Source organism: Pseudobdellovibrionaceae bacterium, from assembly GCA_023898385.1.
In the GTDB taxonomy this organism is placed as follows: domain Bacteria; phylum Bdellovibrionota; class Bdellovibrionia; order Bdellovibrionales; family UBA1609.
Window position 1 is genome coordinate 1,876,287 of sequence record CP060220.1, and the last position, 26,941, is coordinate 1,903,227.

Sequence of the window (26,941 nt, forward strand, 5' to 3'; positions counted from 1 at the left end):
GGGCACTATTGAGGAGGTTGACTGGTATTTCCAGACTTGATGCCTGGGGTCAACCCACCGCAGACATTGACTCGATGAATTATTGATCTATCAGTATGAACTTATGGCAAAAACACCACTCCCCGTGAGAACTCTGAAGATCTTCCTTTTGTTGCTCGATGCCCTGGGCTTGTGGCTCATCTTCAATATTGTTTTCGGACTTCGCATAGGGCATCCCGCCCCAGACTTGTTGTTAAATTTTAACATGTACGTGGTGATGGTCGTCTTGCTGGCCACGATTTATGTCTTCGACCTTTATAACCCGCAGTCGCAGATTGCGGGCTTAAAAGCGCCAGGTTTGTTTTGGATTGCCATGTTGGTGGGCGGCGGACTGCTGGCGGCGCTTGCGTACCTTATGGCTACCCCAGCGACCATGCAATATGGACGTGGAGTTGTGGCCGGCGCTCTTGTGGGATTTGCAGTTTACGGATCTCTGTCTAGGTTGTTTTTGGGATACTGGGTGAGATCAAGGGGCCAACAGGTCAGATGGCTGGTGGTTGGGGACACTCGTTACATTCAGCTCTTTAAGAATGATATCGATAAAAATCCTGTGGAGGGCCAGTTTACCTGGCTAAGCCGACCACAAACAAGTGGTGAGACGCCCGTCACTGATGGAACCTGGAACGATCTTGCAAAAAAAATACGTGAACCCTGGACGGGCATTGTCGTTGCCTGTGAGGAACGAGTGCCAGACACCCTACTCTCCGCATTTGTTGATGCTCGCATTCGTGGGACACGCCTCTATGACCTTGCAGATTTTTATCAACAAATCTGGAACAAAGTTCCTGTATTCTATTTGGATCAACTTTGGCTCGCACTGACCCAGGGATTTTCTCTTTTGCACAATCAAATGGGCCTTAGAATTAAGCGACTCGGGGATCTGATGGGAGCTTTAATCCTATTGCCGATCGCGCTGCCCGTTATGGCTGTGGCGGCACTACTTATTCTGATTGAAAGCGGACTGCCTGTGGTTTTCCATCAAACACGCACAGGTAAAGATGGTCGTGCATTTACTCTTTATAAACTTCGCACCATGAAAAAAGATGCTGAAAAAGATGGCGCTCAGTGGGCCAAAAAAAATGACAGCCGGATCACATTTTTTGGCCGTATATTTAGAAAGACACGCATCGACGAACTCCCCCAATTGTTTAATGTATTAAAAGGGGAAATGAGTTTTATTGGCCCAAGACCGGAACGGCCTGAGTTTAACAAAGATCTCGAAAAACAAATCCCCCATTACAACTTAAGACACGTGGTTCGCCCCGGAATCACAGGATGGGCGCAAGTGCGCTACCCTTACGGAGCCTCAGTCGAAGACGCCCGTGAAAAACTGCAATACGATCTTTACTATATAAAAAACTATTCACTACTGATGGACATAGCCATCATTCTAAAAACAACAAGACTAATGCTATTCGGCCGTGGCCGCTAATTCCAGCAGAGACCAAAGGTCGAACTGGAATTAGCGGAAAAAACTGAAGGAAGGTAACGATCCCGTGCCAATCGCACGGGGCGGAACCGACTGAAATTCTAGTCAATTTGACGCCCCGTCGGCAAATTGATTCCTCCAGCAGAGGCCAAAGGTCGAACTGGAATTAGCGGAAAAAACTGAAGGAAGGTAACGATCCCGTGCCCATCGCACGGGGCGGAACCAACTGAAATTCAAGTCAATTTGATGGCGCTCATTAAAATTTGTTGAACGAAGGGATCAACTTCAGACTCCCTTTTTCCCTTTATTAAAAGATCTATCTTTTGGTCGCCCATTTGTTCTTTTAAATTTATTAACAATGTCACTTTATCTGAAAACTGCAGCCGATCACTCAATATCAAAAGGTCAATATCTCCACCTTTCAATTGATCATCTGCTCGCGAACCATACAGATAAACGTCTGCACTATTATCCTGGGCCTTCACCGTCGAAACGATGATGTTTTTCTCACCGGGTTTAATCCTCATAAATCAAAAGATACCTTAAAAAGATGGGGCACTAGATTTATCAACTCAGCATAGAGCTTCTTATAGTCGCTGGCCTCATATTCGTGGGCCGCCACATTGCGCAGCTCTCGAATTCGGCGCCAGACATCCGCACTCTCAATCCACTTAAATTTTTCGGCCTGATTAAACAGGTCTATAATTGACCCTCGAAACGCCGGATCCTTTTCTTTAATAAGATACCGAAAATACTTAGAGACAATGATGTCTGAATATCGAGCAAAACGACTGGAAAAGCTCTCTAGAGTTTCTAGCTGCTCATCATCAAGATCGTCCGTAAGTGGGATCTTCAATACTTTGTTATAACTGTAATCAAGATGAGCTCTTGCCTTTGCCATCTGATCGATGATCTCTTGTTTAAGTGCCGTATTCATAGCGTTTCGTCTCAAATAAAATTAGGGTTGTAGTCTCTACGCTAACGGTTAGGCCTGGTCGGGGTCAAGTAGGCCCGCCAGTCCCATTATTGAGGATGCGTGGCAATATTCATCAACACCAAGACTTCCAGTAAAAAAACTGGCCGCCTCAGCCAATCCCAGCGAGGTTAAAATCCGGTCCCAACCTCAGCTGCCAATGGCCACCGCTATCTACGCCGACGTCCTTTTTTTGGCGGGCGCCCATTTTTCTGACCCGATGATGATTTTTTGCGAAATCCACGCTTTCCTTGCGAACGATTTTTTGCCATCTCAACAACATCTTTGGGGCGGTAGCCGATCTTGTCTTCACCGCTAACCGCATTGTTTGACTGCAACAGCGAATACATTTGACAGAAGAACTGCCTGGTATTGCCCTCTTGCTGGACTCTATCAAAAATAACTTCAGCTTCATTATCTATGCGAGCGCTATTAATCTGATCAATGAGTTGGCCACGGACTTTACGTTCTAACTGGGCTTTCGAAGGCACTTGCCGCAATTCGAAGTTTTCCATTTTATAGCCTCTAAAAAACGGATGCTTCAATTCGCCAGGAGTAGCAATGGTGATCGAATGCCCTTTTCGTCCTGCACGGCCTGTTCTACCGATGCGGTGAATGTATCGTTCTTTGTTGTCCGGCACATGATAATTAAACACATGTGAAAGATCTGAAATATCTATTCCACGAGAAGCCACGTCGGTGGCGATAAGTACGTGCACTACGCCTGATTTAATATCATTTATCGCTCTGGTTCTTTCACTCTGAGCGAGATCACCATGCAGCGTTCGCACGCGGATTTTCTTTTTTGTCAGCTCCGTGGCCAATGCATCCACATCCGCCCGCCGCCGGCAAAACACAATAGCTTTGTAAGGGTCTTCGTATTCGATAAGCCGAACTAGGGCCGCTTCTCGCTCGCCAGAATTCACCACATACAATGTCTGTGATACGTCCACATTTGGACTAGCTCCTGAGGTCAACCGAACTTCACTGGGGTCTTTAAGGATTTTTTTCGAAAGTTTCACAATCGCCGGCGGCATAGTGGCTGAAAACAAAAGCGTTTGCCGGGTTTCGGGCAAGTAAGTCATGATTTTTTCAATGTCTTCGATAAAGCCCATGTCTAACATCTCGTCGGCTTCATCCAAAACAACCATGGTCGGCTGAAATCGTTTTAATTTTTTGCTTTCTAGATGATCTAGCAATCGGCCAGGTGTGGCTATCACAACCTGACATCCGCGATTGATCAGCTCAATTTGCCGAAATCCCGATTGCCCACCAATGACAGTGACAACTTTCGCTGGCGTAAACTGACCTAACCGAACAAATTCTTGCTCTACCTGTTGGGCGAGTTCTCTAGTTGGAACAAGAACCAAAACTTCCACTGTCTTATTAAACTGAAGTCGATCGATAGCGGGCAAAGCAAACGATGCCGTTTTACCGCTACCCGTTTTAGCTTGCCCTATTATATCTTGCCCATGCATGACAAGGGGGATGGCCTGTTTTTGAATTTCGCTAGGCTCGACAAAACCCACTTCGGTAATGGCGGCCATTAAGTTTTCGTTCAAACCAAATTCGGTAAAATTAATCGGTAAAGGAGGGACGTTCGGAATATTTTCTACTGAAACTGACTTTGCCACATTTGACTCCCAAGTGGTGCACATCCTACACCATGCAGGAGAGGCCAGATGGTTAACACGCAGTATCATCTCGGTCAATGAAAAGCCGGGTGAAATACCCATTTACCAGATAAAAAAAGAGAGCCAAACTGTCGCGGGTGAAAACCTTGGAAAATTGGGGCCATACTGGGTCTACAGTGGGGCCTCCACGGCGCCTAAATGGCTAGAATACCCTAATTGGACCTCATATCCCCGAATATCACCTTAATGGCCCTTGCCTCCCCGCGTTCACGTCTCGGGCGCCCTCTCTGGGCCTCCTGCCGTCACAATGCTATTTGCAAGAAAGCTCCACCGCCTTCAAAGGCCACCGGGGTGAGTAATTGGTCTAAGTCTGCGGTCATGGCCAATCGAAATGTTCCACTTTGCGAAAACTGCCAATTCCACCACAGATTCAGTCGATATTCATCTGCTGCCGGTTTTACCTGGGTCTTCCTCAAGCTTTGGTTTCCTGAAGTTTGATGATGGGTCATTTCGACCCCTGACTCCCACCAGGCCTCACCGTTGCTCGCTAGCGAATACCGCTGCCACTGAACATTGACGTACGGGGCCGTCTGCTGAAAAGCCAGTTGCCCCTTATCGTGTACCTGCCAAATATGATGGGACAAAACCATGCCATAGGTAATGTGGGTTAACCCAAAATCTGAGAGGGATATTTCATGGGCCAGTTGTCCCTTCTGACGCTGACGAACCACCGCATTTTGAATCACCTCGGTATTCAGTGTTTTCATTAATTCGGTTTTTTCATCCACTAAAATCCGAAACATCATTTTAGAGCCTGGGCCCATTTGCAAATTTCCCGAGCTAGAAAACGCCCAGTTCTTGTATGAATACTCCTCTGCCGACTCCCAGAGCAACCATCGAGCCTCATCTTCCCATCTAAAAGAGTAGGTTAAAAAATCGGTGGGGTGATTGGGTTTAAATAAACCCATCATCCCATAAACGGCCGGATACTTGGCGAACCGATTCTCGCCCCGGGTTCTGATATTGCGATCAAAATCCACCCATGTACGATAAATTCGAAGGCTATGAGACGGCACTGGTGATATCACCAAAGCCGCACCAATGTCGTTTTCCTCTTTTAAATGAGCAAGCTCGCCATAAACAGCAAGGGCCCAATGGGGCGTCCACTGCCACCGCAATTCAGTGATGAAATGGTTCTCTGCCTCATCTAAGTCGCCTTGTTCAAAATATAAGAACTGGCCCGTCAATGACGACGACAATGGATGTTGCAGTTGCAGGTACCTGCGCATCAAAAACTCGTTGCCGTTTAATGAACCAAGGGCCATTTGCCCATGCTTAGGCAAATCAAACCGGCTACGATCCCAGGCCGGGCTTGGGGTAAACGCCAAAACATCCGAAGTATATTCAGAGTCTATCTCGTTAGGCCAATCAAAATCCAACGGTTCATCTGCGGTTAAAGAGCGATACTCGGGAAATATCTCAAAGGCATCCGCAGGCAGGCCACAATGTAAAACAAATGCCAACATCAATATTGAATAGAACACTTTCATTAAACGTAAGTATTAAAATAGAGCCGCGACATGCGCAACTTAAAGGTCCTAAAATGGAAAAACCGTATAGGTCTCACGCACAGAATTCCTACGGATTTGGCGAGCCCCTTCGTTTTTCTCAGGATACGGCGAGGTCGCTTTCGCGATACCGCGCAGGCTAATCCAAATGGGATAGCTGCAATCTTATTGTGTGCCGTTGACCACATAAAAATTTTGTTTTGGGTTTATTTTCAATTTGTTAAGAACGAGGTTTCAATGTAGCCAGACTCTGCTCAAGAGTTTTCATCGGTTTATTGTACCAACTGCGAAAGTGAGTGGCGTCGGCCACCAATAATGGGGGATCCCCTGGGCGACGTTTTTGCACTTCTATCTCGGGGGCCTGACCGAAAACGCTTTCAAATGCGGCGAACACTTCTTTAACCGAATATCCTCGCCCCACTCCCACATTTGAAATCAATAACGGATTAATTTTGAGTTGCTCCAATGCGGCCAAATGAACTAAAGCCAAGTCAGTCACGTCTACGTAATCTCGCACACATGTTCCATCAGGAGTGGGATAATCATCACCAAAAACATAAAATGTTTTGTTATTATTAAGAGCTTTTAAGATATTGGGAATGATATGGGTTTCAGGATCATGGTCTTCGTAAACCTCGCCCGCAGGATCTTGCCCCATCACATTAAAGTAGCGAAGCATTCCCACCCGCAAACCCAATAGTTTGTGAAAATCCAGGGCCATTTCTTCACACTGAAGTTTACTCCGGCCATAGGGGTTGATGGGTTTTTGGGGGTGCTGTTCATTCATTGTCTCTGCGGTGGCCACGCCGTAGGTGGCACAACTTGAAGAAAACAACAAAGTGGTTACATCTGCCCGGCGCAAGGCCTCCAAGAGAGACACCATTCCAGCTGTATTATTTGAATAATAAAGTTCCGGATGGGCCATTGATTCACCCACCAAGGCCTTTGCTGCAAAATGCACCACGGCTTCAATACGAAACTCCCTTAGGGTTGACTCTACGACATCCACATCACGCAGGTCACCTTCAACAAGGGGCCCCCACTTTACAAATTCCTTGTGTCCCGTGCTAAGGTTATCAATGACAACAACTTCATGGCCCGCTTTCGCCGCCGCTTTACAAAAATGACTGCCGATGTATCCGGCTCCACCTGTTACTAATAACTTCATGGTCCCTCCAACTAATGGCTTTTGATTGGACCAGAGAACAATGTCTGTCTCGAACCCAAAAATCAAGTGGGAACGCCTGACTTTGACCGTGTGATAGACCCTAATATTGGCAACTCATCGCATCAGTGTCGGATCAGCTGACGTTGATCGCAGACCTGGAGCCGTCCCAAGTCAACGACCTGCGACAACCATTTTGTGGGCCTGAAACCCGCCTCTTGTTGGGTTGTTCTGGGCGTGCTAAGAACTGAGAGTCCATAAAAAACCACAAAATTGGGGTAGAAAATGAGCATTCCCTTTATCGACTTAAAAACTCAATACGAGCAGATGAAAACTTCCATTGATGAACGCATTCATCGAGTTTTGGACCACGGAATGTACATCATGGGCCCGGAGGTTAAAGAGTGCGAAACGGCACTGGCCGCTTTCACCGGTACCAAGCACGCCAACGCCTGCGCCAGTGGAACAGATGCCTTGGTTATGGCATTAATGGCCCTTGGTGTTGGACCGGGCGATGAAGTGATCACCACTAGTTTTTCATTTATCGCCACGGCAGAAAGTATCGCTTTGGTCGGTGCTGTGCCCGTTTTTGTCGATGTGGAAGAAGACACTTGCAATATCGATGTGGGGCAAATTGAGGCGGCGATCACTACCAAAACTAAGGCCATCATGCCGGTCTCCCTGTACGGACAGGTGGCCGACATGAACGAAATCAATGCACTTGCTGAAAAACATAAACTGTATGTGATCGAGGATGCCGCTCAAAGTTTTGGTGCCACCTATGAAGGCAAGAGAAGCTGCAACTTATCAACTGTAGGATGCACAAGCTTTTTTCCAGCTAAACCCTTGGGCTGCTATGGCGACGGCGGAGCTGTCTTTACCAATGACGATGCCCTAGCGCTTAAATTAGAACAAATCAGAAACCACGGCCAGACAGAACGGTATCACCACGAGTTCTTAGGTATCAATGGTCGATTAGATTCCATTCAGTGTGCCGTGCTCCTCACCAAAATCGAATACTACGCTGACGAGATTAAAAAGCGACAACAAGTGGCTGAAAACTACAACCGTGCTTTTTCAGGCCTCGCCGAGTATGGCGTGAAGCTTCCCGTTGTGCGCAAAGGTCGAGACTCGGTCTGGGCCCAATACACATTGCAAGTTCCCAATAGAGAGGGTTTTCGAAGTCGCCTCTCAGATGCAGGCGTTCCCACGGCTGTGCACTATCCGAAAACCATGCCCGATCAGCCGGCATTCAAAAACTTAGGACGAACTGTTAAACAAAGTATGGCACGCCTCCTTTCTGAAAAGGTCGTCAGTCTGCCTATGCATCCATTTATGGATACATCCACCCAAAGCCAGATCATCGATGCCGTTACTCGTGCCGCGAAGGGCTAGTTGAAGTATGAGAATTTTGGTTACAGGGGGTGCGGGTTACATTGGGTCTCACGTAGCTCATCTTGCCAATAAAAAGGGCTATGAACTTGTCATCGTCGATGACCTGTCTACCGGTCATAAAAGGGCCATCCCCCCCAACGCTGTCTTTGTGGAAGGCAATGTGGGCGATCGTGAACTCATGGAAATGGTTTTTCGCAATGAAAGACCTGAGGCCGTCATGCACTTTGCAGCTCACATTGAAGTGGAAGAGTCCGTGCACAATCCCTTGAAGTATTATCAAAACAACACGGTAAACACACTTAAGCTTCTTGAGACCTGTATAAAACATCAGGTTCATCAGTTTATTTTTTCATCCACTGCCGCGGTTTATGGGACCCCTCAATCATTGCCGGTGGATGAAATTTCGTTAGTAGCGCCAATCAATCCCTACGGCCACAGCAAAGCCATGAGTGAGCAAATTTTAAAAGATCTTGCAAGCAATGAGTCTGCCTTTCGATACGTGGCGCTTCGCTACTTCAATGTGGCCGGGGCTTCTGGCGATGGCCATATAGGCCAATCTTATCCTAATGCCACTCACTTAATTAAGGTGACCGCCGAAGTTGCCACTGGGCAACGGCAGAGTTTAAAAGTTTTTGGTACAGACTATGACACTGTCGATGGAACCTGTGTACGAGATTACATTCATGTGGATGATATCGCACAAGCCCATCTCGATGCTTTAGACTATTTGAAAAATGGCGGCGCATCGGATGTCTTCAATTGCGGATATGGTCACGGTACTTCAGTTAAAGAAGTGATTCAGGCCTTTGAAAACTCCACGGGAGTAAAAATCCCTTTTGAAAACGCACCCCGCCGAGCAGGCGATTCTGAAGCCTTGTATTCGAACAATGAAAAAATAAAAACTGTGTTAGGGTGGCGACCCCAGTTTGACGACCTTGACTACATTTGCAAAACCGCTTTTGATTGGGAATCCAAAAATCGCTAATACTAGAATTTACTTCTGGGCTTTTTTGAGCAGGCGGATAATTCTCTTGTTTCCCAAACCCTCAGCCACATCGAGCGCCGTGCGCCCCTGTGTATCCGTTGCTTTTACCTGGATCCGAGGGTGATACACTAAGACCCGAACCACGCCAAAATGATTGGTGCGTACAGCAAGAATTAAAACCGGGGTGCCTTGATGTTTATAATTTACATCGGCCCCCTCATCGAGAAGGGCTTTAGTTTGACGCCAGTCTTTGGCGTTAACGGCCTCAACGAGTTCTTTGTTGAGTATTCCTTCCACACAATGAACGCCACTTAGGGCCTCTATTACCTTCTGATCGCCTTTGGCCCACCAAGTGGCATCATGTCCGGCTTTATCTACAAGTTTAGAATCAGCACCGGAATCCAACAAAAGGCAGATGATCTCCACCTGCTTATATTCGGCAGCCTCCATCAAAAAGGTCTTGCCTTCAGCGTCCGCCGTATTGACGTCAAGACCCTGCTCAATCATTTTCTCAAAGGCCCCAACATCACCAGCTTGAATCGCTGAAAAACCATTAGGATAGGCATTTTTGTTTGCTGGAGGATTGTCACCATGAACGAGTGCAGTTTTGGTTTTTCCAGGACCACAACCAATTACTGCCGACACCAAAAGTGCAAATAGATAATATCTCATACTCATCCCCCTATGCACCAACTGTACCAGCACAACAGCGAAATTCCAGGGGCAATCTTAAAAAACATTGATTTTTCAGGGCTTCAGATGTCAATTTCCGGCACCTGAATCTCGCTTTTTGGCCGATTCAGGAGTTGCTGAAATATGGCCCCAAATATTTGATAATGGCACAGTTACAAGCCGCATTTTCACCAATTAGTAACTGTGCCTATGTTGAAAAATTAAATTTTGAAAAATACGTAGTAGGGACAACTACCCTAAAAAGTATAGTTCATCCCCACTCGAGACATCAAGTTGGTGGCATTCAGCGTGCCGCCCGTAGTGGTAAATGATCCATCAAATGCAAACTTATCAAACGAGATGGTCATCCCCGCTGAAACACTTGTGGTATCCGCGGTACTGCTTGTTGCAGTGCTTGAACCTGCTTTTGTTTCAGTGGAATTGATTAAAATAGCTTGTTGAATTGCTCCACGTAATGTCAACCACGAGGCCGCTGGTGCTTCTACCGCAATAAGTACGGGAGCCATTTGTGCCGTGGTTTCTGTTTTTGTTCCGCCCTCTGGTGATTCACCAATAAATACTCTTTGGTATTGAAGTGCATAGAAAAGGGCCGCTCCTTCTCCAAAGGTCTTTTTTCGTGAAGCTCCTATAACGAGTTCGCTGCCGCTGTGGTCCGTTTTGGCGCCTGCCGATGGATCAAACTCTCCAGATAGACTAGCATAGTGCCCAAATAGCCTGAATTTACTAAAGTCATGACTGGCTCCAAGTTTAAATCCGAGGCTCCCCGTCCATTCGTCAGAATTATTAGTCGTAGTTCCCTTGGCGGTGTCTAGTAAACTTAAATGACCAAATACATCCGTATTTTCAGAAAGTACGGTACCGCCTTTGACCACCAACATTTGTTCGTCCTGCTCAAGGGCTCCGTTTTGTATTTTATTGCCCGAATATGAAAGATGAGCACCCCAAATAGTGTTCACGGATCCGCCTTCTTTGCTTGGCCCCACAAACAGCCCCAATGTATTGTCTGGCTTGAGAAGTGTCGTGTTGGCTCGGTTACGCATGGCTATGATTTCTGGATTTTCATCACCTAAATAAAAACCGTAACTGAAATTCGGAGAACCTAAAAATAAACCGCCCTCGGCCTTAGGATTGGCAGGACCATCTGTCTTTACGGTGGTTGCCCCAGCCGCTCCCCACTCAAATACCACTTTGTCTTTTACAGAAAAAAGTCGAGCTGGATTTAGAAAAATATTGCGATCATCATCAACATAGTAACTTCCACTTGAAGACTGGCCCAAAGCCTCTAAACGTGACTTCGTTGCCTCTACGCTACCGCTAGCAACCAATACCGCTGCAAAAACCAACAACCTGTTTACCTTGAAATTCATTGTGTTCTTCCTTTGAAAAGTTTCGCTTGGCAGAAATTCTACGCACACAATCGTTCACGGAGCAATGACTTCCCGGTGACTCCAATTATAATTTTCCTGACGCAACACAACAGGTTCACACGCTTTGGTTTTGGCCGGGCTCCATTCACCTATGAGCACCTATATTAGAAGTCCGCGCAACTGTTGACGACGCCGTCAGATCCTTTGACAATCAAGGCTCAGGGTTTTGAATTTTATCACCTGAGAAAAGACACTATGACACTTATACTGAAACAAAGGTACTGCTTGTTGCAGTGCTTGAACCTGCTTTTGTTTCAGTGGAATTGATTAAAATAGCTTGTTGAATTGCTCCACGTAATGTCAACCACGAGGCCGCTGGTGCTTCTACCGCAATAAGTACGGGAGCCATTTGTGCCGTGGTTTCTGTTTTTGTTCCGCCCTCTGGTGATTCACCAATAAATACTCTTTGGTATTGAAGTGCATAGAAAAGGGCCGCTCCTTCTCCAAAGGTCTTTTTTCGTGAAGCTCCTATAACGAGTTCGCTGCCGCTGTGGTCCGTTTTGGCGCCTGCCGATGGATCAAACTCTCCAGATAGACTAGCATAGTGCCCAAATAGCCTGAATTTACTAAAGTCATGACTGGCTCCAAGTTTAAATCCGAGGCTCCCCGTCCATTCATCAGAATTATTAGTCGTCGTTCCCTTGGCGGTGTCTAGTAAACTTAAATGACCAAATACATCCGTATTTTCAGAAAGTACGGCACCGCTGATTGGACAGAATAGATTACTTGACTGAGTTATCGCAAAAATCCAGACTTTACACGGGGCTCATGATATATGTATTCTTCAAACGCCACCAGTGAAAGGCAAGACTGGGGATAAAGATTAGATGAAAAAAATCGATTCTGATGACCTCGAAGGAGGTAAGCCTATTTGCCAACCATCAAACGATCGCCCAACCTGCACAATTTGTGGCGCCGAAAGCAACGCTCGGACGATCGGGTTTGCTGATGATCATGAATACCATACGTCCCCCAAACTGTACGAATATAAAATCTGTTCCCAATGTAGATCAGTAGCCATTGATTCCAAAATTACTAGTGAAGAAATACTGGCGGCCTATCCTGCTGCATATTACTCATATCATCTTTTGGAAAACTATCGTCAGTATCGAAGTAGTTATTGGGGGCAAAAGTATTACAATGACGTCAAATCCGCTTTGCTTAAAGACATAAAGAACTGGGCAAAAGCTTCAAACATTAACTATCAGGACGCTCGGATATTGGACTACGGAGCCGGAGATTCGTTTAAATTGACCTTGCTTGAGGAAATGGGGCTGAAAAGCAGAAACCTAGTTGGCTTTGAACCTCATTCGGGCGGCCAGGACCTCGGTCAAAATCAATTCCAAATGATCAGAAACTCAAATGATCTTGATTTCTATCAAAATCATTTCGACATCATTATCGCCTCACATGTCATTGAACATTTAGAAGATCCAAAAATTCTTTTTGCCCACGCCAAACGGGCATTAAAACGCCGTGGTATCTTGGTAATTGATATGCCTACCCCTCGAGGGTGGCATTTCGCCGTAACGAAATGCCGACACTGGGGCGGATACCATGCGCCTCGACATTTAAATTTGCTGACCGCCGAAGCTGCCATTCAGTTTTCACGTGATAGCCAATTTGATTTGATTACCTCCGAGTACATTGACGATTCTTGGATCATGGCGCAAACGGTAAACTCGATCATTGTACGGGCACCCAGCTATATAGTCCCAACCGCATTGGCCAACGCTATCAACGCTGAAAAAAAGGAAGTTCCAACTTTAGCGAGATCGCTAATTTACGGGGGATTTAGTTTTATAAGTAAGTTCATCCTAACGTTTGGTGGCAAAAGCTCCGTAGCAAGACTAGTAGTCCAGAAAGTTGCGGACAGTGACTAGCTATTTCAAGAATTTTTTGGGATTTGAGGCCCGGATTTTTTTGGCGATATTTTTGCCCATTTCTATCATATTAGTCGTGGTCGGAAAACTTTCCTACGACTCAATTTCTGCTCGGCTAAAGGAGGATTACACCGAACGCTATGAGGCGTTAAATAACACTTTAGCGGCAACATTTAAAGAACTAGAAAATAGTGTTGGAAAAATTAGCATGAATGCCGCCTATGCTCTCTTTCAACTCGAGAAACAAAGCGGCCTGCCATCAGAAAATGAACTGAAAACCTTGGCTAAGAGGCTAAATGTCTCGCATCTTTATATCGCAAACAGCGACGGAGTTTTCATCCGAAACACTGACATTCCTGAAGGAAAAAGAACCCATAAATTGTTCGATTTTTGTGAGGACTACAGGGGCCTGCTCACAGGAAGGTTTTCAATGCAGCAGACACCCGTCTTGCCGAGTGACCCCTATACTGGCCCCTACAAATTTACGATGATTCCAAATCATACCAACACCCGGATTCTAGAAGTAGGTTACCACTTGGACTACATTACTACGATGCTTAAGCAGGCCGTTCAAAAGGACAAGAATATTGTCGCTATGTCCTTTTTATCTCCAACAGGGTTCGAGTTGGGATCAATCTCCTCTGAACGAAAAAAATCCCGCGACGCAAGTCACGAGTCATCTAGCGATGATTTGAAAAACTTGATTGTTTCAACTAGGATATCCGCGAACTTGGATCACTGCTGTGAGTGTACTTTTAAGGGAGTGGCAGACTCATCAGGTACATATTTCTATGTTATACAAACGTCCGTATCTCTGTTGCCATTTCTAAATCGGCTCAATGATATTAAGCAACACTACTTAGAAGCATTCTTGATAGCAGTCATTTTTGCGCTAATTGTCGCAAGATTGCTATCTCTATTTCTAACAAAACATCTCAAAATAATCAATAACGGCGTTGAAGGTTTAATTAAAACAAATGATTTGAGTAAGAGATTTCTTATTGGTGGACCAAATGAGTTTACAAATCTGTCTTCAAATCTAAACCGAATGATAGAATCCATGGCGAAGAGTCAGGCTCTGATGGTTGAAAATGAGAAACACATGGCCCTATTCTCGATAGCGAAACAGGTGGCACATGACATTCGATCGCCTTTGACTGCATTGGACTTTGCATTTCGCAGTCTGAATGGTATTCCTGAGGAGACGCGAGAACTGATTAGAGGTGCCAGCAATCGAATCCGAGACATCGCAAATAATCTTTTAGAATCCTATCAAAGACAAAATCAAAGTCTCTTTGGATCTAATGATCTTATGGGTGACTTTGGAATTTCAAACACAAATATTTATCTTGTACCAAGCCTGGTCGAAGCTCTCTGTTCTGAAGTCAGAGCTCAATATCGATCTTATCCCGACATTGAAATTGACACCCATTTTGACAACATGGATCTTGGTCTCTTTGCTAATGTATCAACCTCAGACTTTAGTCGCGTAATATCAAACCTGGTTAACAACTCGGTCGAAGCCCTGAAACGACAAAGTGGAAAGGTAACTGTTTCCGTTTGCGGAATTCAGTCCCAAATAGAAATTAATGTGGTCGATAATGGTCGCGGGATAAACCCAAAATTAATTCCAAGATTGACTGAACAAGGGGCGACCTTTGGCAAGCCCTTAGGCACTGGCCTCGGCCTTTATCATGCTAAAAAGTGTGTCGAAAATTGGCGCGGATCGATTCAAATTGATTCAAAATTAAACGAAGGAACAAAAATTCAAATCAGAATTCCTCGAGTTTCTGCCCCAAAATGGTTTGCGTCCACAATTGAAATTTCTCATGTATCAAATGTTGTTGTGGTAGACGATGACCGCTTCATTCACCAAGTTTGGGCCAGCAGATTTGGCAAGATATGCCGAAATGAACAAATTAATTTAGTTCATTTTTCATCCATTTCGCCTTTCAGGGCGTGGCTAGATGCGAATCAAAATGATAAGAATCTCTATTTGATGGATTTTGAACATATTGGACAATCGGTCGACGGATTGGATTTGGTCGAACTGTACGGAATCGAGCCGGAAACAATACTTGTTACTAGTCATTCGGAGGACCCTAATATTATTGATCGATGTTCTCGAAATGGTGTCAAGATTTTGCCCAAAGTTCTTGCCGTACATGTGCCAATAATCTTCTCGGCGAGCGCTAAATAGGCCCTCTGTCCAAAACAGGCCCAATGGCCTAGTCGACTGAACCACGCAAAAGAAATGCACTTGAATGGAATGAATTCGAAGTCCTTAACGGTATTTGTGACAACCAACTGTGACCTGTTCAATCCGTAATGACGAACTGTGGACAATATACATAGCCGCATCAGAAACAATTGCGGTAAAGGTATTCCACCCCGACTCCAATTATAATTTTCCTGACGCAACACAACAGGTTCACACGCCTTGGTGTTGGCCGGGCTCCATCCACCTATGAGCACCTATATTAGAAGTCCGCGCAACTGTTGACGACGCCGTCAGATCCTTTGACAATCAAGGCTTAGGGTTTTGAATTTTATCACCTGAGAAAAGACACTATGACACTTATACTGAAACAAATTTTTGCGTTTTTAAAACTTCTTAACTCTGAAACAGGTACCCATCAAATCGCCTGGGGAATCGCACTGGGTTTTGTACTGGGCATGACCCCGGCACTGAGCCTCCAAACACTTTTGGTTTTTTTGCTCATTTTTATTTTCCGAGTGCAAGCGGGAGCTGCGTTCTTGTCCGCCTTCTTTTTTAAGTTTGCCGCCTACCTGCTGGATCCTCTTTTTCATATTGTTGGAGAAAAGGTATTACAGACACCCTCTCTGCAAGATGTTTTTACTACGCTCTACAATATGCCGATCATCCCGCTCACGCGATTTAACAACACTATTGTCATGGGCTCAGGTGTTGTCTCTTTGCTGCTGGTTCCGGTGATTTACGTGCTTGCTAAGATTTTTGTCATTAAGTACAGACATCTCGTTGTGGAGAGATTTCAGCAGAGTAAGATTTGGAAAGCAATAAAAGCCACCTCCCTTTACAAATGGTACTACAAATATGACAGCCTCTACGGATAAAAAAGACACAAAGAAAAAGAAACCCAAAGGCCCCATTCGCTTTGAGGCCATCATTCCCACGGTCGTGGTAGTAGCCCTGTTGATAGGTTATTTCACCTTCTTGTTTGACAGCCAGTTGAAGTCGGCCCTGGAGTGGGGAGGCACACAGGTGCATGGTGCTGAGGTCAACATCAGGTCATTGAATATTAGTTTTGTTCGGGCCGACCTTTCTATTTCAGGTATAGAAGTGACTGACAAAGAACAGCCGGAGCAAAATCTTCTGCAGGTGGGGCGCATACGATTTAAGCTATTGTGGGACGCTTTACTTCGAGCAAAATTTGTCGTTGACGATGCAACCATTGAAAATATTCAAACCGGTGTCCCTCGCACCCGCCCCGGACGAGTGCTACCAGTGAAACCGCCACAAGAAGGAAACGAGAACCAAACTGTCCGTGAGGTAGAGGCCGCGGCCGTAGCTAAAGCGAAAAGTGATTTTGGCGGCAATATTTTAGGCGATGTGGCCGCCGTGATGGGGGGCACTGCAAAAGATGATCAGCTAAAAAGCATTCAGGGCGAGCTCAAAGCTGAAGCCCGAATGAAAGAGGTAGAAAAAGCGCTTAAAGAAAAACAATCCGAATGGTCAAAGCGCATCAGTGAGCTGCCCACTGGAAAAGAGCTAGATGCCTTGATTGCCCGAGCCAAAGTTTTGAAGTTTGACACAAACAATCCCGCCCAATTTGCAAAAGACCTAGAAGCCCTTAATGCTATTGCGAAAGAGGCCGATGCCAAACTTAAGCTAGTAGAAAAAACCAGTAAGGACCTCGATTCAGACTCTAAGAGCATTGATGGGGCGTTCAAAGAAATTGATCAGCTAGTCAAGCAAGATCTGGCTGACTTACAAAAGAGATTAAAGCTACCAAGCCTGAATGTGGGCGAGTTTTCTAAAGGGCTTTTTGCCAGCATGTTAGCTGAAAAAATGGGATCATTGCACAAATATATGGTGATGGCCCATGAATACATGCCTCCGAAAAAAACCAAAAAAGAAAAAGAGGCTCAACAAGCAGAACTTTTACCCAAACAACGTGGCAAGGGAAAAGATTTTCGCTTTCCTATTACGAAGGGGTATCCCACTTTTTGGCTGAAGCATGCCGCCATTTCCTCTGAGCCCAGTGACTCCGAATACAGTGGACGCATGAAGGGCGAAGTAAACCACATCACAACAAGCCCAAGCACCGTGGGTCTTCCGATGACCATTGTTTTGGAAGGAGATTTTCCCAAACAAGGCATCCAGGACTTTTCAACAAATATTGTCATAGATCACACAACAGCCTCACCGGCTGAAAGTTTTGTCACGCAAGTGGGCAGCTATCCCGTGGGCCGACAGGTACTTAGTGATAGTGAAGATGTGAAACTGGCCATTGTCAAATCTAAAGGTGGCATGACCATGCAGGGAGAGAGGAAAAACAAAATCTGGAATCTGCTATTAGAAAATTCTTTTCGTGAAATTGACTACGAATTAAACGCTCGCTCAACCACAATGAAAGAAGTGCTCACCGGCGTTGCCCAAGACCTTCCAACAGTAAGCCTGCGAGCAAAAGCACAAGGCCCCTTTGAAAATCTCAAATGGGATGTGTATTCAAACCTGGGTGATGAACTTGCAAAGGGTTTTAAAAAGCAGTTGGACAATAAGATCAAAGAGGCACAAGCCAAATTAAAAGCTCTAGTGGACGAGCGAATTAACAAACAAAGGGCTGAGCTTGAAGGACAAGCCAATAAAATAAAAGCCGACCTGAATAAACAAGTGGACCAGGCAAAACAGAAGGTGGCTGCGGCAAAAACTTCGGCACAGCAAGAAGGCGATAAGCGAAAAAAAGAGCTTGAAAACAGTAACAAAAAGAAAGTGGAAAAAGCCGGCAAAAAAGCCGTAGATGACCTCAAGAAAAGTCTGGGGTTTTAAAGGCCCGCGAGTTTATCAAAAATAATAAACCCAAATGACGACACAAGATTTCTTAAATGTGATTTGGGTATGGGCAACGATTCCCCAAACCAACACAACAAAGACAAAACAGATCTAACAAGAAGTAGCAATGTCCCAGTGGTAGCAATAGCAGGTCAGTAGAGTGGGGGGGGCTACCCATACGGGCCATCCCGGTGTGCATGGCGTATCCGGGTTGCGGCACGCAGTGACGCAATCCGAAGACGACATGCGGCCACCCGGGTCTGGCCCGTATGGGTAGCCCCCCCCACTCTACTGACCTGCTATTGCTACCACTGGGAATCCGGTTCCTTTTGTTACTGACAGGTACGGCGGTTATCTAACCATTCCATGAGATCTTCGTATCTTGGTTCGCCAGGTTTCAACTCACAGGCCTCTTCAAGACAAAAGTCATTGTCTGTAGAGAATTTGATAAATGTTTCCTTTGGGATACTTAGTGCATACTTGAAAGAAATCTCTAGGTTTTTATCGGCAAATGGCGGAAAGGATAATCCACCCGCTGCGTGGCACCCTGCACAGTACTGAACAAAATAACTATCTAATAGGTACTGATAACCTTGCTCACCACAAACCATCTCCGGACGGGCCACCGACTGAGATTCGCTTCCATCAACTTCAAGGTTATTACCTGAACAATTTTGAAAAAGTAAAAACAGACCCACTAATAGTGAAATATTAAGTGTCGATAACCACACTTTTTTGGCTACTGTACGACCACGAGACGACATCACACTTCCCCCTAAACTCATCCGGCCTTTGCTTAAGGTAGAACTCCCTAACGTTCTACCTCACGAGGCCTATTCTCAGCTTCTATTGAAGCCCCTACCCTTTAGGACCAACTTGCGTTTTGAAGAATTAATAAAAATGCGAATACACCAAAGAAAGTTTGAATCCCAATGAGAAAACTCATTTGCTCCTTTGCTGGATTTACCCCAACTGATCTCTCTAGAGCTACTTATTTATTATATACCTCTATAAAAAAAGCCGCAATCACTGCGGCTTTTCTTCTATAAGGCCCTGAAATCAATCAGGTATTCTATTTTGGCTGTTTTCAAGCCTATTTCTTTATTGGGGCCTTTTGCGGCAATGGCATGAAGGCAAAGACGAATAACAACTGTAAAACCACCAATACTGAAATGTAGATTAAGAGCATCATCTCTCACCTCCCAGTGACGGACCTTGAGTCCAAACAGGAAACCACACTAAAACCTCAGTGCCAACCGACGGACGACTATTAACCCCCAAAGCGCCCCCTCCCCCAAAGACAAGCTCTTCCACTATGGAAAGCCCCTCGCCCGTACCATGAGATTTTCCCTTAGTAAATCCGCGCTCAAAAATACGAGACAAGTCCTCTGGGGCAATCCCTTGCCCGTTGTCTTTTATTGAGAGCTCCACTCGCCCGGCTCTGACGTCGGTAGTGATTAAAATTTCCCCGCATACGTCAACAGCATCAAAGGCGTTTTCAAATAAGTTAATTAGTATTCTTAGTAGGTTTACCTTTGGCTGATGGACGTAAACGGGTTCAATATTATAGTTTCTAACAATTCGAATGCTGGGCTTTTGTTGTCGCCCACTTACAAAGCTCAACGCTTCATCAATCACAGAATGCACCTCAGTGATTTCTACCACCGCGGATTTTGGGCGATGTAGAAGTAACGACAGTATTTCATCTATTCGATCATTGGCCTGTTCCGCCAATTCGATTTCGCTTCGATGATTATAAAATGTGTTTTTATCTCGCTTCAGATTTTGCAGAGCCACCTTAAAGGCTCCCAAGGGAGATCTGAGATCGTGAGCTACTTGCCGACTGAGACGCCCGTAGGCCGCTTCTAATGCCAATCCCCTATCCACCTCAAGAAAACTACTCATTATCACTTCTGCCTTTTTCATCTCACACCTGCCTTGGTTCCACATAACGTTCATCCTCTGCTTACCTGCAATCAACGGTGTCATCGCAGGTTTCACAAACTCTAAAAGCAAGGCACGTACCAAAATAAATTCTGTTTAGACGACAAGTTGCACAATAGGATCGATGAGAATTTTTTATAGGATAAAAAACTGTAAACAAGACCAAGCGGCCATTTTAAGCGGCACTCACAGATGACAAATATTCCATGTGTAATGATTTCTATTGCGGCGCAAATAAAAATAGAGTCACTGTGACACCATTCCTGTCCGTATTTTGTCGGACATGTCCGCTGAGCGGACGCAAATGGATACCTAAATACCACGATAAACATTAAGAAAAATCAATGATTGAAGTCAGACAGGATAGGCTGATTTTAGATTTATTGTGCAGAGACTAGGGTATTAAAGAACTCAATGGCGTCTGGCGTGTACCAATTGTCCACTCCAGCTATTTTGCGAACCAAAACCCTCTCTCGACCCACTATATATGATTCAGGCAAAACTTCGGTGCCAAAGAGCTTAGCCACCTCTTGATCCTTATCCCACATCACATAAAGACTGGGGTCTTTGGCGTCAAAGGCCTTTAAAAAGTTCTCTAAATCAACCTTTTCAAAGTCAGCCGATATAGCTAGTAAAATCACCTGCCCTTTGAAGTGATCTATCAGACTTAATAGCGAAGGAAACTCCTCCACACAGGGCTCACACCAAGAGGCCCAAAAGTTCACAATCACAATTTTATCAGAAAACTGGCTCAACTTAACTGGTTGGCCGCTCAGATCGTTTAGTGAAAAATCCGGGACCCCGGATTTTTCCATTTCATTAAGGATTTTTGTGCCAGGTGGTGGTTGTTGTCCCTGACTTAGGAACTTGTCGTATTTCTGCCATAAAACACCCACCAATACGGCGACTACCACCGTAACGAGTAGTCCCTTAAGTGAGTGCTTCACCGTTATTTACCGCGGTTAATTCTACGAGATTGAGCCTGCATCTTGCGCACGCCTTTGCGTTTCGCTGAAGCTCGCTTCTGCAGTTGGCGTGTTCGCTTGGCCGCATCTTTATCGCCAGTCACTGTTTCTTTAGTGGTGGCTTCTGGTGCCACATAATCGACAAACTCGATAAATGCCATAGGGGCATTGTCACCAGGTCGAGCACCTAACTTTATAATCCGAGTGTACCCACCTGGACGTTCTGAAAAACGCGGGGCAATGTCGTTCACAAGTGAAAAGGCCGTGTTCTTGTTAGGATACCTTGCCTTCAAAATTCGACGGGCATGCAGGCCACCCTTTTTACCAATTGTTACCGCTCGCTCAACATGACGACGCAGTTCTTTGGCTTTTGGCAAAGTCGTTCGAATTCGGCCATGCTCAACCAAAGAGTCAACCAATCCACGAATTAGAGCTTTTCTAGGCCCTTGTCGTCGTCCAAATGAATGTGAAGTTACCTTATGTCTCATTGTTTCACTCCCGAATTACTGATGAGTTGGTGGTGTTCCACCGCCGCCCATGGGATCGGACATACCACCCATCCCAGTAGCCGCGCCAGCATTACCTGCTGCCGCTGCAGTTTCATTGGACTCAGTGGCACCAGGGCGATGAGGGTTATTGGGGTCCCATCCTGGTGGCGGCCAACCCTCTATCTTCATTCCCAATGAAAGTCCCATTTTTCCCAAAATATCTTTGATTTCATTTAGTGACTTACGGCCAAAATTCTTTGTTTTTAGCATTTCAGCTTCTGAACGGGCCACTAGCTCACCAATTTGACGAATGTTTGCGTTTTTCAAACAATTCATGCTCCGCACGGAAAGCTCTAAATCATCCACAGAACGGAACAGATTTTCATTTAATCTTGGTGTAGAAGTTTGCTCTTCTTCTTCTTTAGGCTCGATATCCTCGTCAAAAGTAACAAAAACCTGCAACTGCTCTTTTAAGATTTTTGATCCTAAAGAAACCGCTTCTTCAGGCTTCAACGATCCATCTGTCCATACTTCAAGTTCTAGAGCATCATAATCTGTACGTTGACCCACTCGGGCATCAGAAACTTGATAGTTCACACGACGAATTGGACTATGAAGTGAATCCACTGCAATGTATCCAACCGGCAGTTCCTCTTTGTGTTCTTCAGCCTCTCGGTAGCCACGTTCAAACGTCACCACGATTTCAGCTTCAAACTTGCCTTCTTTACCCAACGTAGCAATATGCTGATGGGGGTTTAAAACTTCAACTTGATCAGTTAATTGAATGTCGGCAGCCGTTACCGTACCAGGACCTTGCTTAGAGATTCTTAATGTTTTCTGATTAGAATCGTATTGACGAAACCGAACTTCCTTTAAGTTCAAAATGATGTCGGTCACATCTTCAAGTACATCGGGCATGGTGCTGAACTCATGCAACACCCCTTCAAGCTTAACAGCACTCACTGCCGAACCCATCATTGAGCTGAGTAGCACACGACGTAGAGAATTCCCCAACGTCACGCCATAGCCACGCTCGAGGGGACGCACAGAGAATCGACCGTATGTGTCTGTCAGGCTATCTGTATCTACATCAAAGCCTCGTGGCTTTATTAGATCGCGCCAAAACTTATAGTAATGTTGTTGCATGTTTTATTCTCCCAATATCAAAAACAAATTCAGCTCAATTCAACTATCAAGGGCCCTGTGAGATAATCCTCTAGATGCGTCGACGTTTTGGAGGACGGCAACCATTGTGAGGCACGGGTGTTAAGTCTCGCATCAAGGTCACTCTGATTCCAGAAGCCGCTACAGATCGCACGGCTGGCTCTCGTCCGGACCCTGGGCCTGTAAGGTAAACCTCAACACTCTTCATTCCCGCCTCTAATGCCTTTTTACATGCATCTTCAGCTGCCATCTGAGCCGCAAAAGGAGTGCCTTTTCTGCTGCCCTTAAAGCCCAAAAATCCCGCTGAAGACCAAGCTACCGCGCCACCAGAGGGATCAGTGATTGTCACAATCGTGTTGCCAAAACCTGCGTTTATATAGCAACGACCAGAGGGAACATTCTTTTTTGTCTTTTTCTTTGTACCGACGTTCTTTTTACCTGCCATTGACACTTACCCCTTAAACGGCTTTCTTCTTGTTCGCTACAGTCTTACGAGGACCTTTTCGTGTACGAGAGTTCACTCGCGTTCTCTGCCCTCTCACCGGTAATCCCTTTCGATGGCGCAGACCGCGATAGCACCCCAAATCCATTAGCCGTTTAATGGATAGGTTCACTTCCCGACGAAGATCACCTTCGATCTTGAAAGTTTCAATCACGTTTCTGAGACTCACGACCTGATCATCAGTCAGGCTGTCTGTTCTCACATCTGGAGACATCCCAGATTTTTCACAAATTTGTTTCGCACGAGTGCGGCCTATTCCGTAGATATACGTTAATGCCACTTCAATACGTTTATTTCTTGGTAAATCGACACCTGCAATACGAGCCATTTTCTACTACCCTTGCTTTTGCTTGTGTTTTGGGTTTTCACAAATCACACGAATAATGCCCCGACGCTTAATAATTTTGCATTTAGGACACATGGTTTTAACTGACGCTCTTACTTTCATTTTTCTAACCTCAAGTAGCCACTAACTATTTGAAATAACAGCACTTTTCAAAAACTTTCGGGCTATGGTGACAATCGCGATCGCCAACAATATCACCCGACCAAATCCAAGTCCAGCCTTTTTGCCAATAGATCATTGATCCAATTGGCTCTCCAGTCGGCCAAACACTGCCATCACATCACCAGTTCCGTCCACTTCAACCAGGCTATCTCTCTCCTGGTAAAAGACCTTCACTGGTTCTGTAGAATTCTTATAAACCTTCAACCGATGTCGCACAGCTTCTTCTTGATCATCAGTTCGCTGTACCACATCACCGCCGCACTGGTCACAAACGCCTTCCGCCTTAGGTGGATGCGTTTGGGCATGATAAACAGCGCCACAATTTTTACAAACCCGACGACCGCTCAACCGCGCAACCAATTGCTCTTCCGGCACCTCTAAAAACAACGCCTTGTCCACTTTCAATGAATACTTTTCGAGCATTTCATCAAGCGCTTTAGCCTGGGGCACTGTACGAGGGAATCCATCAAGAATAAAACCTTTACCCTCTAGCCCCCGGACGACCTCATCCACCATACCGATCACCACTGAATCCGGCACCAAATCACCTTTGTCCGTGTAGCTCTGGGCCTCAAGGCCCAATGGCGTCTTATTCTTGATCGCATGGCGAAACAGATCACCGGTGCTGATATGGCTCATGCCCATTTTTTCAACGAGCATACTCGACTGAGTGCCCTTGCCCGCACCAGGAGGGCCAAACAGAAGGATGTTCAATATTGCACCCTCCGGCTTCTCATTTTAACACCCTTCAGTCGTTTATCGTATTCAGCAGTGATTAAGTGAGAGTTGATCTGTTGAGCCGTATCCAAAGCCACGCCCACCAAAATGAGTAGGCTCGTTCCGCCAAAGTAAAATGGCAACTTCAAATAGAGATTCAAAAAGTTAGGCATAATACATACAGCGCTCAAATAAATCGCACCCGCAACAGTCAAGCGCTCAAGTACTCGCTTGATGTAATCCGATGTACTTCGACCGGCACGAATTCCCGGTATAAAACCGCCGTATTTTTTCAAGTTATCAGCGACTTCATTCGGGTTGAACACGATTTCTGTGTAGAAAAAACAGAAAAACACAATAAGCGCTACAAATAATAAATTATAGATAGAACCTGTAGGCGACAAAGCATCTTGCATGCTTCGCAGCCACGGAACGTCTACAAACTGAGCCATTGTCGCTGGAAACATCAGCAAGCTTGACGCAAAAATGGGTGGAATTACGCCAGAAAAATTAACTTTAAGAGGCAAGTGGTTCTGAGAACCCTGCATTGCCATTCGACCAGCACCTTTTTGTGAGTGTTGAATGGGAATTCGTCTCTGGCCCACTTCTACAAACACAATGGCGGCAATCACTAATAACATAAATCCAGCCAAACCTACTGCAGCCATACCATTGAACTCGCCGGACTGAATCATTTGCCACATTTTAGCTGTACCACTAGGAATCCCTGCGGCGATACCAGCAAAAATAATCAACGAAGCACCATTGCCAATTCCGCGCTCCGTAATTTGCTCACCCAGCCACATCACAAACATGGTACCCGCAGTAAGAGTAATGATTGTGACAACCTCGAAAGACAAAAGAAAATGGCCAAAATCTGGCGCAATGACGAGGGCCTCACCGCCTGGAGCATTGTTGCTGGCCAACCATTTTGCCATTCCATAGCCCTGAAAACCCGCCAATGCCACTGTGGCATACCGAGTATATTGATTGATTTTTTTACGACCAGCCTCGCCTTCTTTTTTCAAAGCTTCAAGATAGGGAATGGCCGTTTGTAAAAGTTGAAAAATGATCGATGCCGAAATGTAGGGCATGATTCCCAATGCAAAAATACTAAAGCGCTCGAAGGCTCCACCTGTAAAAGTATTAAAAAGCCCAAAAATACTCCCTGTATTTTGAGTCATAAATGCTTTTACCGCTGCACCGTCTACTCCAGGAGTGGGAACAGCCACACCGATTCGATAGATCGCCAGGATCCCCAAGGTAAAGAGTATTCGATTGAGCAGATCTTTTGGAATAGACGGAGCTTCTTTTGACACTACTTGATGACCTCTGCAGTACCGCCAGCTTTTTCAATGGCAGCTTTGGCTGTTGCGCTAAACTTATGTGCTTTTACATTTAAGGCTTTTTGTAATTCGCCACGACCCAACACCTTCACTAAAGCCTTTTTTCCTACGGCTCCAGCTGAGGCAAGAGTTTGTGGCGTAACATCACCATCATACTTACTTAAATCATCTAAATTAATTACGTCATAGGTGGTTTTAAACATTGTGTTTGTAAAACCAAACTTAGGCAACCGTCGCATAAGAGGTGTTTGCCCACCTTCAAAGCCACGACGAATTGGCGCGCCTTTACGAGCTTTCTGCCCCTTGTGCCCTTTTCCAGCAGTTCCACCTGAGCCAGAGGCATCACCACGCCCCACTCGGTGTCGATTCTTATTAGCTCCCTTATTTGGACGCAATTCTGATAATAAACTCATTTTAGTTCTCCGAAGTGACCTCTAATAAGTGTTGGATTTTAAAAATCTGCCCACGCATTGCCGGGCTATCTTTAACCACCACTTCCGAATTAATTTTTTTTAAGCCCAGACATCGAACCGCATCTTTTTGCTGTTGCGAAATACCAATTAAGCTCTTCTTCAACTTTAAACGAAAAGTCTTTGCCATGCCTGATCTCCTTACCCAACCTGCTGACCGTCGGGACGACTATCAACGAGCTGCTGAAGTCCTTCCACTGTGGCTCGAACAGCATTGTGCGGGTTACGTGTGCCCACACACTTTGTGAGAATATCTTTGATACCCACAGCTTCAAGAACGGCCCGCACTGCGCCACCGGCAATAACACCAGTTCCGGGTGCTGCTGGAATAAGTACAACCTTGGCTGCTCCGAAACGACCAATCACTTCGTGAGGGATGGTTCTGTTTTCTTTAAGGGTCACGTCTGTCAATGACTTTTTAGCAATGCGACTGGCTTTGCCGATTGCTTCTGGCACTTCTCCAGCTTTACCTGTGCCAAACCCGACGCCACCTTTGCCATTTCCTGCAACAACTAGGGCAGAAAAGGAAAATCGACGTCCACCTTTTACCACTTTGGCCACTCGGTTAATCGCGACCACTCTTTCTTGAACTTCTGTTTCCATTGGCTCCA

At 45.6% G+C, this 26,941-nt stretch carries 27 protein-coding genes; 7 read left to right on the plus strand and 20 right to left on the minus strand.

Annotation, left to right across the window (positions count from 1 at the left end; genetic code table 11):
- The first annotated feature begins 103 nt into the window (after nt 1-103).
- Entirely contained in the window at nt 104-1,471 is a 1,368-nt protein-coding gene (locus H6626_08370; GenBank protein USN46237.1) for an exopolysaccharide biosynthesis polyprenyl glycosylphosphotransferase, read from the plus strand.
- Nucleotides 1,472-1,701: 230 nt separating this feature from the next.
- Here H6626_08370 and H6626_08375 read toward each other — a convergent pair whose 3' ends face one another.
- The 5 genes from H6626_08375 to galE (H6626_08395) form a co-directional block, all read right to left on the minus strand.
- The gene (locus H6626_08375) at nt 1,702-1,995 is read right to left on the minus strand and encodes a nucleotidyltransferase domain-containing protein (protein USN46238.1); all 294 of its coding nucleotides are present in this window, start codon (nt 1,993-1,995) and stop codon (nt 1,702-1,704) included.
- Nucleotides 1,992-2,405: a DUF86 domain-containing protein gene (locus tag H6626_08380; protein USN46239.1), complete on the minus strand. Its 414-nt coding sequence runs from the start codon at nt 2,403-2,405 to the stop codon at nt 1,992-1,994. Before H6626_08380 ends, H6626_08375 begins: the two co-directional genes overlap by 4 nt.
- Nucleotides 2,406-2,611: 206 nt before the next feature.
- Complete coding sequence (locus tag H6626_08385; protein ID USN46240.1) at nt 2,612-4,075, minus strand: DEAD/DEAH box helicase; 1,464 nt, start codon at nt 4,073-4,075, stop codon at nt 2,612-2,614.
- A gap of 302 nt (nt 4,076-4,377) precedes the next feature.
- Nucleotides 4,378-5,625 carry a hypothetical protein gene (locus H6626_08390; protein ID USN46241.1) on the minus strand — a complete coding sequence of 416 codons (1,248 nt, stop codon included), beginning with the start codon at nt 5,623-5,625 and terminating at the stop codon, nt 4,378-4,380.
- Nucleotides 5,626-5,863: 238 nt separating this feature from the next.
- Nucleotides 5,864-6,811 (minus strand): UDP-glucose 4-epimerase GalE, encoded by a 948-nt coding sequence (gene galE, locus H6626_08395; GenBank protein ID USN46242.1) that lies wholly within the window; start codon nt 6,809-6,811, stop codon nt 5,864-5,866.
- Between the two features lie 288 nt (nt 6,812-7,099).
- Here galE (H6626_08395) and H6626_08400 point away from each other — a divergent pair, with 288 nt between their 5' ends.
- A complete protein-coding gene (locus tag H6626_08400; GenBank protein ID USN48985.1) occupies nt 7,100-8,203 on the plus strand; it encodes a DegT/DnrJ/EryC1/StrS family aminotransferase in 1,104 nt (367 codons plus the stop codon).
- A 7-nt stretch (nt 8,204-8,210) separates the two neighbouring features.
- Nucleotides 8,211-9,188: a UDP-glucose 4-epimerase GalE gene (galE, locus tag H6626_08405; GenBank protein ID USN46243.1), complete on the plus strand. Its 978-nt coding sequence runs from the start codon at nt 8,211-8,213 to the stop codon at nt 9,186-9,188.
- Nucleotides 9,189-9,197: 9 nt separating this feature from the next.
- On the opposite strand, the gene H6626_08410 is transcribed toward galE (H6626_08405), so the two are convergent.
- The gene (locus tag H6626_08410; GenBank protein USN46244.1) at nt 9,198-9,860 is read right to left on the minus strand and encodes an ankyrin repeat domain-containing protein; all 663 of its coding nucleotides are present in this window, start codon (nt 9,858-9,860) and stop codon (nt 9,198-9,200) included.
- 257 nt (nt 9,861-10,117) lie between these two features.
- Complete coding sequence (locus H6626_08415) at nt 10,118-11,248, minus strand: hypothetical protein (protein ID USN46245.1); 1,131 nt, start codon at nt 11,246-11,248, stop codon at nt 10,118-10,120.
- Nucleotides 11,249-12,135: 887 nt separating this feature from the next.
- Here H6626_08415 and H6626_08420 point away from each other — a divergent pair.
- From H6626_08420 to H6626_08435, 4 genes are all read left to right on the plus strand, one after another.
- Nucleotides 12,136-13,191: a class I SAM-dependent methyltransferase gene (locus H6626_08420; protein USN46246.1), complete on the plus strand. Its 1,056-nt coding sequence runs from the start codon at nt 12,136-12,138 to the stop codon at nt 13,189-13,191.
- Nucleotides 13,184-15,391 carry a hypothetical protein gene (locus H6626_08425; GenBank protein ID USN46247.1) on the plus strand — a complete coding sequence of 736 codons (2,208 nt, stop codon included), beginning with the start codon at nt 13,184-13,186 and terminating at the stop codon, nt 15,389-15,391. Before H6626_08420 ends, H6626_08425 begins: the two co-directional genes overlap by 8 nt.
- 371 nt (nt 15,392-15,762) lie before the next feature.
- Nucleotides 15,763-16,287, plus strand: coding sequence for a TIGR03546 family protein (locus H6626_08430; GenBank protein USN46248.1), 525 nt, complete (start codon nt 15,763-15,765; stop codon nt 16,285-16,287).
- On the plus strand, nt 16,268-18,223 hold the full coding sequence (locus H6626_08435; GenBank protein ID USN46249.1) for a TIGR03545 family protein: 1,956 nt from the start codon (nt 16,268-16,270) through the stop codon (nt 18,221-18,223). The genes H6626_08430 and H6626_08435 overlap by 20 nt, the downstream gene beginning before the upstream one ends.
- Before the next feature lie 335 nt (nt 18,224-18,558).
- Here H6626_08435 and H6626_08440 read toward each other — a convergent pair whose 3' ends face one another.
- The 13 genes from H6626_08440 to rpsE all read right to left on the minus strand — a co-directional run bounded on the left by H6626_08440 (nt 18,559) and on the right by rpsE (nt 26,933).
- The gene (locus tag H6626_08440) at nt 18,559-18,990 is read right to left on the minus strand and encodes a hypothetical protein (GenBank protein ID USN46250.1); all 432 of its coding nucleotides are present in this window, start codon (nt 18,988-18,990) and stop codon (nt 18,559-18,561) included.
- Nucleotides 18,991-19,414: 424 nt separating this feature from the next.
- On the minus strand, nt 19,415-20,152 hold the full coding sequence (locus H6626_08445; GenBank protein USN46251.1) for a HAMP domain-containing histidine kinase: 738 nt from the start codon (nt 20,150-20,152) through the stop codon (nt 19,415-19,417).
- Between the two features lie 398 nt (nt 20,153-20,550).
- Nucleotides 20,551-21,117 (minus strand): TlpA family protein disulfide reductase, encoded by a 567-nt coding sequence (locus H6626_08450; protein ID USN46252.1) that lies wholly within the window; start codon nt 21,115-21,117, stop codon nt 20,551-20,553.
- A gap of 2 nt (nt 21,118-21,119) precedes the next feature.
- Nucleotides 21,120-21,623, minus strand: a complete 504-nt coding sequence (rplQ, locus tag H6626_08455) for a 50S ribosomal protein L17 (GenBank protein ID USN46253.1) — start codon at nt 21,621-21,623, stop codon at nt 21,120-21,122.
- A 15-nt stretch (nt 21,624-21,638) separates the two neighbouring features.
- The gene (locus tag H6626_08460) at nt 21,639-22,769 is read right to left on the minus strand and encodes a DNA-directed RNA polymerase subunit alpha (protein ID USN46254.1); all 1,131 of its coding nucleotides are present in this window, start codon (nt 22,767-22,769) and stop codon (nt 21,639-21,641) included.
- Between the two features lie 70 nt (nt 22,770-22,839).
- The gene (gene rpsK / locus H6626_08465) at nt 22,840-23,232 is read right to left on the minus strand and encodes a 30S ribosomal protein S11 (protein USN46255.1); all 393 of its coding nucleotides are present in this window, start codon (nt 23,230-23,232) and stop codon (nt 22,840-22,842) included.
- Nucleotides 23,233-23,245: 13 nt separating this feature from the next.
- Nucleotides 23,246-23,617 (minus strand): 30S ribosomal protein S13, encoded by a 372-nt coding sequence (rpsM, locus tag H6626_08470; GenBank protein ID USN46256.1) that lies wholly within the window; start codon nt 23,615-23,617, stop codon nt 23,246-23,248.
- A 6-nt stretch (nt 23,618-23,623) separates the two neighbouring features.
- Entirely contained in the window at nt 23,624-23,737 is a 114-nt protein-coding gene (gene rpmJ, locus H6626_08475) for a 50S ribosomal protein L36 (protein ID USN46257.1), read from the minus strand.
- A gap of 132 nt (nt 23,738-23,869) precedes the next feature.
- Entirely contained in the window at nt 23,870-24,511 is a 642-nt protein-coding gene (locus H6626_08480) for an adenylate kinase (GenBank protein ID USN46258.1), read from the minus strand.
- Nucleotides 24,508-25,833 (minus strand): preprotein translocase subunit SecY, encoded by a 1,326-nt coding sequence (secY, locus tag H6626_08485; GenBank protein USN46259.1) that lies wholly within the window; start codon nt 25,831-25,833, stop codon nt 24,508-24,510. Before secY ends, H6626_08480 begins: the two co-directional genes overlap by 4 nt.
- Nucleotides 25,833-26,273 (minus strand): 50S ribosomal protein L15, encoded by a 441-nt coding sequence (rplO, locus tag H6626_08490; protein ID USN46260.1) that lies wholly within the window; start codon nt 26,271-26,273, stop codon nt 25,833-25,835. The genes secY and rplO overlap by 1 nt, the downstream gene beginning before the upstream one ends.
- A gap of 1 nt (nt 26,274) precedes the next feature.
- A complete protein-coding gene (rpmD, locus tag H6626_08495; protein ID USN46261.1) occupies nt 26,275-26,460 on the minus strand; it encodes a 50S ribosomal protein L30 in 186 nt (61 codons plus the stop codon).
- A gap of 11 nt (nt 26,461-26,471) precedes the next feature.
- Complete coding sequence (gene rpsE / locus H6626_08500; GenBank protein USN46262.1) at nt 26,472-26,933, minus strand: 30S ribosomal protein S5; 462 nt, start codon at nt 26,931-26,933, stop codon at nt 26,472-26,474.
- Nucleotides 26,934-26,941: the final 8 nt, after the last annotated feature.

What these genes read in the sequence shown, in the direction of transcription:
- H6626_08370 (USN46237.1), top strand. Translation starts at nt 104, where the DNA reads ATGGCAAAAACACCACTCCCCGTGAGAACTCTGAAGATCTTCCTTTTG.
- H6626_08375 (USN46238.1), bottom strand. Translation starts at nt 1,995, where the DNA reads ATGAGGATTAAACCCGGTGAGAAAAACATCATCGTTTCGACGGTGAAG.
- H6626_08380 (USN46239.1), bottom strand. Translation starts at nt 2,405, where the DNA reads ATGAATACGGCACTTAAACAAGAGATCATCGATCAGATGGCAAAGGCA.
- H6626_08390 (USN46241.1), bottom strand. Translation starts at nt 5,625, where the DNA reads ATGAAAGTGTTCTATTCAATATTGATGTTGGCATTTGTTTTACATTGT.
- galE (USN46242.1), bottom strand. Translation starts at nt 6,811, where the DNA reads ATGAAGTTATTAGTAACAGGTGGAGCCGGATACATCGGCAGTCATTTT.
- galE (USN46243.1), top strand. Translation starts at nt 8,211, where the DNA reads ATGAGAATTTTGGTTACAGGGGGTGCGGGTTACATTGGGTCTCACGTA.
- H6626_08410 (USN46244.1), bottom strand. Translation starts at nt 9,860, where the DNA reads ATGAGATATTATCTATTTGCACTTTTGGTGTCGGCAGTAATTGGTTGT.
- H6626_08415 (USN46245.1), bottom strand. Translation starts at nt 11,248, where the DNA reads ATGAATTTCAAGGTAAACAGGTTGTTGGTTTTTGCAGCGGTATTGGTT.
- H6626_08420 (USN46246.1), top strand. Translation starts at nt 12,136, where the DNA reads ATGAAAAAAATCGATTCTGATGACCTCGAAGGAGGTAAGCCTATTTGC.
- H6626_08430 (USN46248.1), top strand. Translation starts at nt 15,763, where the DNA reads ATGACACTTATACTGAAACAAATTTTTGCGTTTTTAAAACTTCTTAAC.
- H6626_08435 (USN46249.1), top strand. Translation starts at nt 16,268, where the DNA reads ATGACAGCCTCTACGGATAAAAAAGACACAAAGAAAAAGAAACCCAAA.
- H6626_08440 (USN46250.1), bottom strand. Translation starts at nt 18,990, where the DNA reads ATGTCGTCTCGTGGTCGTACAGTAGCCAAAAAAGTGTGGTTATCGACA.
- H6626_08445 (USN46251.1), bottom strand. Translation starts at nt 20,152, where the DNA reads ATGAAAAAGGCAGAAGTGATAATGAGTAGTTTTCTTGAGGTGGATAGG.
- rplQ (USN46253.1), bottom strand. Translation starts at nt 21,623, where the DNA reads ATGAGACATAAGGTAACTTCACATTCATTTGGACGACGACAAGGGCCT.
- H6626_08460 (USN46254.1), bottom strand. Translation starts at nt 22,769, where the DNA reads ATGCAACAACATTACTATAAGTTTTGGCGCGATCTAATAAAGCCACGA.
- rpsK (USN46255.1), bottom strand. Translation starts at nt 23,232, where the DNA reads ATGGCAGGTAAAAAGAACGTCGGTACAAAGAAAAAGACAAAAAAGAAT.
- rpsM (USN46256.1), bottom strand. Translation starts at nt 23,617, where the DNA reads ATGGCTCGTATTGCAGGTGTCGATTTACCAAGAAATAAACGTATTGAA.
- rpmJ (USN46257.1), bottom strand. Translation starts at nt 23,737, where the DNA reads ATGAAAGTAAGAGCGTCAGTTAAAACCATGTGTCCTAAATGCAAAATT.
- rplO (USN46260.1), bottom strand. Translation starts at nt 26,273, where the DNA reads ATGAGTTTATTATCAGAATTGCGTCCAAATAAGGGAGCTAATAAGAAT.
- rpmD (USN46261.1), bottom strand. Translation starts at nt 26,460, where the DNA reads ATGGCAAAGACTTTTCGTTTAAAGTTGAAGAAGAGCTTAATTGGTATT.
- rpsE (USN46262.1), bottom strand. Translation starts at nt 26,933, where the DNA reads ATGGAAACAGAAGTTCAAGAAAGAGTGGTCGCGATTAACCGAGTGGCC.